Below are 6,788 nucleotides of genomic sequence, written 5' to 3'. Positions count from 1 at the left end.
CCCGTCGACGCGGTGGACCCGTTGGACGTCTCGAACGCCATCGCCTGGCTGGTGTCGGATGACGCGCGGTACGTGACCGGCACCGTCGTCCCGGTCGACGCCGGCCAGCTGAACAAGCGGTAACACAACGCAACAGCTGTCGGGCGCGACGCGTCAGGGCGTGTCCGCGGCGCCGGGGGCTGAGGGCACACCGGCGGTGGGTTGACGCCGGTCGAGCAGCCCGGCCAGGACCTCGAGCGCGTCTCTCACCCGCTGGATGTCGGCCGGGTCGGTGCTGCCGATCGCGGCGGCGAGGGTGTCGTCGATGGGCGCCGAGGGCCGGTCCTCGGCACGGCGCAGCGCCTCGGCCGAGGGACGGACGAGTGTCCTGCGACGGTCGTGGGGGTCGCTGACGGTCTCCAGGGCCCCGACCTCGCGCAACCGGGCGACGCACGCCGAGACCTGGCTCTGCGGGAACCTGACCCGCGCGGTGATCTCCGAGATCGAGCTGTCGGGGTTCCCGAAGACGTCGAACACGACCGCGCGCGTCGGACCGGACATCCGGTGGAGCCCCATCTCCGGGATCGCCTGCTCGCCAAGCTTCATCAGCCTGCGACCCAACTGGAAGAGCTCGAATCCGTCCATGGCAACCTTACAGCAACAGCGATGCATCTCTCAGAGATGCATCTACCTTGATGGAAGTGGATCTGTCCGGCTAGTGTTACAGCCGCTCAGTCCGCGTACGGTCCGCGGGCCACCCGACCGCCCCTGTGAGTCTTCGTGCTGATTCGCCTGCTGCTGCGCTATGCGCGTCCGTACCGACGGGCCACAGCTCTGGTGGCCATCCTCCAACTCGTCCAGACCGCGGCGGCGCTCTACCTTCCCGACCTGAGCGCCGACGTGATCGACAAGGGTGTCCTGACCGGCGACACCGGCCACATCTGGCGGGTCGGCGGCGTCATGATCGCGGTGTCCCTGGTGCAGCTCCTGTGCGCGATCGCCGCCGCGGTGCTGGCGGCCCGGGTGGCGACGTACCTGGCGCGTGACATGCGCGCCTCGCTGTTCGGCCACGTGCAGTCCTTCTCCTCGACCGAACTGCACCTCTTCGGCGCTCCGTCGCTGATCGTCCGGACAACCAACGACATCACGCAGATCCAGGTCCTCGTGCAGATCACCCTCGCGTTCATGATCACAGCACCGATCATGTGCGTCGGCGGCGTCGTCTTCGCGCTCGGCCAGGACGTCCCGCTGTCGCTCCTGCTCGTCGTGATCGCCCCGCTGCTGGGCGCGGCGATCCTGGTCATCCTGCGCCGCATGACACCGCTGTCAGCCACGCAGCAGAGCACGACGGACTCGGTGAACCGCATCATGCGTGAGCAGATCACGGGGCTGCGTGTCGTCCGGGCCTTCGTCCAGGAGGACCACGAACACGCGCGCTTCGCCGCGGCCAACACCCTGCTCACCGACGTGTCCGTACGGGCCGGCCAGCTCATGGCTCTGATGTACCCGCTGGCGACCGCGGTCGCGAGCCTCGCCGGCGTCGCCGTCGTGTGGTTCGGCGCATTGCGCATCGACTCCGGGGCGATCGGCGTCGGGACGCTGTCGGCGTTCCTCGGCTACGTCATGCAGATCCTCGGAGCGGCCATCATGGCCACCTACCTGCTGCGCATGCTCCCCCGGGCGGAGGTCTGCGCCGGACGCGTCCGCGAGGTGCTCGGCACCGCGAGCACCGTCGTCCCGCCCGCCACAGCCGTCCCGCCCGCCACAGCGGTGCCGGCTCTCACCCGGCGCACACACGTCGAGCTGCGTGGCGTGGGATTCCGGTATCCGGGCGCGGAGGCGGCCGTGCTCAGTGATGTGAACATCACCGCGGGCCCCGGCGAGACAGTCGCGATCATCGGCAGCACCGGCAGCGGCAAGAGCACCCTGCTCAGCCTGATCCCCCGGCTGGCCGACACGTCCGAGGGCATGGTCCTGGTGGGCGGCGTCGACGTCCGCGCGCTCGACCGGGCGCTGCTGAGCCGGACGATCGGCTATGTCCCGCAGCGGCCCTCCCTGTTCTCCGGAACCGTCGCCACGAATCTGCGTTACGGCGACCCCGAGGCCACCGACGACGAGCTGTGGCGGGCCCTCGACATCGCCCAGGCCCGGGCGTTCGTCGAAGCGCTCCCCGAAGGTCTGGACGCGCCGGTCTCGCAGGGCGGCACGAATCTCTCCGGCGGCCAGCGCCAGCGGCTCGCCATCGCACGCGCCCTGGTCGGGCGGCCGGCGGTGTACCTGTTCGACGACTCCTTCTCCTCCCTCGACAACGCGACCGACGCGCGGCTGCGGGCGGCGCTGGCCCGCGAGACGGCGGAGTCGGTGGTCGTCATCGTGGCCCAGCGGGTGAACACGATCCGCGGTGCCGACCGCATCGTCGTGCTCGACGAGGGACGGGTGGTCGGCGTCGGCACCCACCACGCACTGCTCGCCGGGAACGCGACCTACCGCGAGATCGTGCTGTCACAGATGACCGAGGCGGAGGCCGCATGAGTCGGAATCGCGCCGCCCGGAATCACCCCGCCCAGGGCCTCGGCGCCGCGACGGGCGGCCCGCGCCGGCCCGACAGGTCCGCGGACTCCCGCGGCACCGTGCGCCGGGTGTGGCAGGCGATATCCCGGCAGCGAGGACTGCTCGTGGGCACGGCCGTCTCCGGTGTCGCCAGTGTCGTCCTGACCGCTTCGGGCCCATGGCTGCTCGGCCGCGCCACCAACCTTGTCGTCGAAGGCACGCTGGGCCGCCAGCCCGACGCGGCGCGGTCTCCGGCCGGTGTCACCGACGGCGCCGCGGCAGCCGGTTCCGGCATCGACTTCGACGCGGTCGGACGGGTGCTGCTGTACGCGACCGCGGTGTACGTGGCCGCCGGGTTGTGCGCCGTGGTCCAGGCGTGGACGGCCAACCTCGCCGTGCAGCGGGTCACCCGGCAACTGCGCGAGGACGTCGCCATCAAGATTTCCCGGGTGCCCGTCTCCTATTTCGACCGCCAGCGCCGCGGCGAGATCCTCAGCCGGGTCACCAACGACATCGACAACCTCGGTCAGAGCCTCCAGCAGGTGTTCGGGCAGTTCGTCATCCCGCTGTTCAGCATCGCGGGAATGCTGGCCGCGATGTTCTGGATCTCCTGGCTGCTGGCGCTGATCGCGCTCGTCACCGCCCCGCTGTCCCTCGTCGCGGTGACGGCGCTCGGTAAACGGGCCCAGCCCTTCTTTCTGGAGCAGTGGAAACAGACCGGGCGGCTCAACAGCCACATCGAGGAGATGTACACCGGCCACGCCCTGGTCAAGGCCTTCGGGCGCGACCAGCAGGCGATGGACGTCTTCATGGAGAGCAACGACGAGCTGACCGGGGCGACCTACCGGGCGCAGGCGGTGTCGAGCGCCATCCAGCCGGCCATGATGTTCATGAGCAACCTGAACTACGTCCTCATCGCGGTCGTCGGCGGGGTGCGGGTCGCCGCCGGCGCGCTGACGATCGGCGACATCCAGGCGTTCATCCAGTATTCCCGCCAGTACAGCCAGCCGCTGGCGTTCCTCGCCAGCATGGCCGGCACCGTGCAGTCCGGCGCCGCCTCGGCCGAACGGGTCTTCGAGATCCTCGACGCGCCCGAGGAGTCACCGGACCCCATCGAGGCGAACCAGCCGGCATCGACCGTCACGGGTCGGGTCGCGTTCGAGAACGTGTCCTTCCGGTACACCCCGGACAAGCCGCTCATCGAGAACCTGTCGCTGACCGCCGAGCCCGGTCACACCATCGCCATCGTGGGCCCGACCGGCGCGGGCAAGACCACGCTGGTCAACCTGCTCATGCGCTTCTACGACGTCGGCGAGGGTCACATCACCCTGGACGGCGTCGACATCGCCACGATGGCGCGGGCCCGCCTGCGTTCCAGAGTCGGCATGGTCCTGCAGGACACCTGGCTGTTCAGCGGAACCATCGCCGAGAACATCGCCTACGGCGCACGGGGAGCGACCCGCGACGAGATCGTCGCCGCGGCGACGGCCGCCCACGCCGACCGGTTCATCCGGACCCTGCCCGACGGCTACGACACAGTGATCGACGACGAGGACTCCGGGCTCAGCGCCGGCGAGAAACAGCTCCTCACCATCGCCCGGGCGTTCCTCGCCAGACCCGCGATCCTCATCCTCGACGAGGCCACCAGCTCCGTCGACACCCGCACCGAAGTTCTCATCCAGGAAGCCATGGCCCGGCTACGGGAAGGGCGCACGGCCTTCGTCATCGCCCACCGGCTGTCCACCATCCGTGACGCGGACACGATCGTCGTCATGGAGGACGGTGCCATCGTCGAGCAGGGCACGCACGATCGCCTCGTCGACGCCGACGGCGCCTACACCCGCCTGTACGCCGCGCAGTTCGCCGATGCGGCGGCCCGGATCGGCTCGGACTGACCTGGGCCTACCGGCCGCTGGAGCCAGTGGTCCGGGCCAGCAGGCCGCCAGTACGGCACACACCACGCCTGGTTCAGGGCCAGGCGATGAAGCCTTCGTGGCGGATGGTCCAGCTGCCGTCACGGGGGAAGCCCGGGAGGTCGGTGCCGGCGCCCTCCCAGCCAGCGACCATGAGCGACACGGCCGCGAGCAGGCCGCCGTTGGCGGGAAGATAGATGGGGAGGAAGCTGCCCATCTGCGGGCAGTGGCCGGTGGGCAGGTACCGGTTCTTCGGACGGTCCATGAGGAGCGCGTCCACCGCGAGGTCGGGGCGGCCGATGCGCGTCGCCGTCATCGCCATGACCGGGAAGTCCCAGCCCCACGCGGAGTCCCACTGCCAGGTGTCCCGGACGGCGAGGAGCGTCGTCTCCATGGTGGCGGCGTCGATGAGGGGGGTCACGGGCACGACACCGAGAGCGCACAGCATCGAGGGATGGTCGTCGCGCCGCAGATAGGGCTCCGTGGCGATCGCCGAGTAGACGCCCGCCTCCTGGCGGGGCGGCGCCATGGCGTCCTGGATCTGCTGCCACTGTGCGTTTCTTCCCAGGCCGAGGCGTTCGCGCCACCGCTGGGCGATTTCCAGGCCCCACCACCAGTAGGCCAGCTCGAAGGTGGGATCTTCGGTGGTCCTGGCGTCATAGAACTCCTGGGCGGGGACCAGCGGGGCGGGCAGGTGGTAGGTGCCTGAGCGGTCCTCGACGAAGGAGGCCATGAACAGAGCCGTCTCCTCGACGAGCTCGGCGAAACGAGCCACCAGCCGTTCGCGTTCCGGCCCGGTGCGGCTGCGGTGGAGCAGCTCGAGGAGGTAGAGGAGATGAGGCTGCTGCCAGATGAGCAGCGCCCCGATCTCGGAGGGGCTCTCCCTGCCGTCCGGACCTACCTGCTTGGGCCAGCGCGCCCCGGCGTAACTCTGTCGCTGTGCGGTTGCGCGGGCCGAATCCAGGATTGACAGATACCAGTCCAGGCTGCGTTCCAGGAGATCGGGACGGCCCCACGCGGCGAAGTGCGCGGCATGCCACCAGTGCATCTCGAGGTGGAACTTGCCCTGCCAGGAGTTGGTGACCAACCCGGTTTCCTGCGGCGGGACGGTACCGGAGCAGTTGACCGCGGTCAGGTACTGGGACAGCACCACCCGCCGTTCCAGCTCGGCCGCTCTGGGATCGGTGCTGCCGGCGACATCGATCGCCGCCCCCGACGTCCAGAAACGGCGCCACGAATCCGCCGCCGCGCTCCGGACGGGCGCGAACTCCGCGCGCTCGTGCGCCCAGCTGTCGCCGGGAGCGAAACCGGCCACGAGCTCCAGCGCGGCGGACGACGCGGTCAGCACGAACTCGTGCGGCTCACCGGTCGGGCTGATCCGGCCCTCCGACCAGTCCAGGCGCAGCGTGTACGCGGTGTCGTCGAGTGTCCGGTCGAGGCGGCAGGACTGGTCGCCGAGCAGGTGCAGAGCCGTTGTGTGCCGCTCGGGTGCGCTCCAGTCCGAGGTCCGGAAGAAGTCGTCGCTGGCGTAGGGGAACCGGAGGACGACGGCGGCCCGGCCGTCGGCGAGCAGCTCGGATTCGATGCGGAACGCGACGCGGGAGTCGCGCGGATCGGCGACCGTGCTGACCCGCACCTCGTGCCCGGCGTACTCGAAGACACTGGCGAGCTCGCCCGACCACAGGTCGAGGCGCTGACGCGGATTCGTGAGCGCCCCGGGATCGCTCTCGGGAGCGGCGTCGGGATCCGGCCGCAGGACGAGTCCGATGCGGCCCAGATCAAGGCGCTGGGGATTACAGTGCAGCCAGGTTCCGGCGCGGTGCTCCTCGGCGATCTCGCCGGTGAACATCGCCATCATGTCGAACTTGTCGGGGTACTCCACCGGCCCGCGGGCGGTCTGGTAACCGGTCATCGCGTCGGCGAGCACGAACCCCTCGGGGTTGGGCATGGAGTGCCAGCCCCACGTCGACATCGTCGCGGTGTTCACGGCCAGGCGTTTCTCCGGGTGGGCGGCGGCCTGGTCGTGAAAGGCCGGGAAGGTCTGCATGCCGGTGATGTCGGCGGTGAAGGCAAAGTCGCCGTTGCCGACCGTGATCGCCGCCGCCGCGTCGGCCCGCACCAGCTCGACGTTGTGACGGCAGACGACAGCCTCTCGGTCAATCATGCTCAGCCTTTCCGCCCATGCAAACCCAATCGCGGGCCCCAGGCGCGCGACCCGTCGATACTAGCTCGCGCTAGTTTCTGGAGGCCACGCTATATTGGTGTCCTAGCGCACGCAAGCTGTCCATAATCCAGTAGGCGGCACGGCACCGCCAGGGACCCTCCTGCCGTCCGCCACGAGAAGCA

The 6,788-nt window shown here is 69.9% G+C and carries 5 protein-coding genes; 3 read left to right on the top strand and 2 right to left on the bottom strand.

The features are described from left to right. A partial coding sequence (locus tag FMEAI12_RS16485) for an SDR family oxidoreductase (RefSeq protein WP_146776710.1) occupies nt 1–123 on the top strand: 123 nt, incomplete at its 5' end. Nucleotides 124–153: 30 nt separating this feature from the next. Here FMEAI12_RS16485 and FMEAI12_RS16480 read toward each other — a convergent pair. Then, nucleotides 154–624 (bottom strand): MarR family transcriptional regulator, encoded by a 471-nt coding sequence (locus FMEAI12_RS16480; RefSeq protein WP_112106726.1) that lies wholly within the window; start codon nt 622–624, stop codon nt 154–156. 135 nt (nt 625–759) lie between these two features. On the opposite strand from FMEAI12_RS16480, the gene FMEAI12_RS16475 reads away from it, so the two are divergent. Together FMEAI12_RS16475 and FMEAI12_RS16470 are read left to right on the top strand one after the other, a co-directional pair. Then, entirely contained in the window at nt 760–2,511 is a 1,752-nt protein-coding gene (locus tag FMEAI12_RS16475) for an ABC transporter ATP-binding protein (RefSeq protein ID WP_112106725.1), read from the top strand. Then, entirely contained in the window at nt 2,508–4,424 is a 1,917-nt protein-coding gene (locus tag FMEAI12_RS16470) for an ABC transporter ATP-binding protein (RefSeq protein ID WP_112106724.1), read from the top strand. The genes FMEAI12_RS16475 and FMEAI12_RS16470 overlap by 4 nt, the downstream gene beginning before the upstream one ends. A gap of 73 nt (nt 4,425–4,497) precedes the next feature. On the opposite strand, the gene FMEAI12_RS16465 is transcribed toward FMEAI12_RS16470, so the two are convergent. Then, nucleotides 4,498–6,606, bottom strand: coding sequence for a hypothetical protein (locus tag FMEAI12_RS16465; RefSeq protein ID WP_112106723.1), 2,109 nt, complete (start codon nt 6,604–6,606; stop codon nt 4,498–4,500). Nucleotides 6,607–6,788 lie beyond the last annotated feature (182 nt).

It is taken from the genome of Parafrankia sp. Ea1.12 (assembly GCF_900465275.1).
GTDB lineage: Bacteria > Actinomycetota > Actinomycetes > Frankiales > Frankiaceae > Parafrankia > Parafrankia soli.
This window is presented reverse-complemented; position numbering and strand designations above follow the sequence as displayed.